General features: G+C 38.5%; 1 protein-coding gene. It reads left to right on the top strand.

What is annotated here, in order from left to right:
* Positions 1-29: 29 nt before the first annotated feature.
* Positions 30-808: condensation domain-containing protein (locus ACODS7_RS32280; protein WP_488828649.1), on the top strand; the 779-nt coding region annotated here is incomplete at its 3' end.

Genomic DNA, 808 nt, shown 5'->3' with positions numbered 1-808 from the left:
ACTTAGAACAGGGACCACTATTCCGAACCATTTTATTTACAGAGAACAAGGAATGTTCTTGGTTATATATCAATTTTCATCATATCATTATGGATGAATGGAGTTTACAACGATTTTTACAAGAGGTATTTTCTATCTATGAAGAGTTGTCTGAGCAGGGAGTGATTTCTCTTATTCAGCCATCTATACGATATATTGATTATGTCGCATGGCAAAATCAACAGCTTACTACTGGCGCATGGGAGCATGAAAAACAATATTGGAAAGAAACATTACAAGACTTGCCAACCTTAGCTTTACCATTGGATCATGTTCGCCCTAGTGTAACGTCACATCGCGGGGATACATTCTCTACAACACTAAATAAGAACGTTGTATCATCATTAAAAAAACTAGCACAACAAGAGCAGGTATCGCTGTACATGTTACTGTTTACCGCTTATGCTCACTTTTTACAACAGATATCGGGACAACAAGATCTTATTGTAGGGACACCCGTAACAGGCAGACAACAGGAAGCATTTGAAGATATCCAAGGATTTTTTGTGAATACAGTTGCGATTCGTGTGCAAACAGACGGAGTTTCTACGATGGAGGAGTTATGTGCAGAAGTAAAAGAAAGATGCTTACTAGCTTTTCAACATCAACAGTATCCATTCGACCAAGTGATTCAAGATAGTAACCCAGAGCGAGGAGAGAATAGCAACCCTATTTTTTCAACGATGTTCAGCTATCAACAGGATGCGGTGCAAAAACATCCTCCGTATCAGTATCAAATACATCCTGTGCAGACAAACATCAGTAAATT

Source organism: Bacillus sp. FG16 (assembly GCF_057809515.1).
Note: the sequence above shows the minus strand (reverse complement) of the source record. Positions and strands in the feature narration are given on the sequence as shown.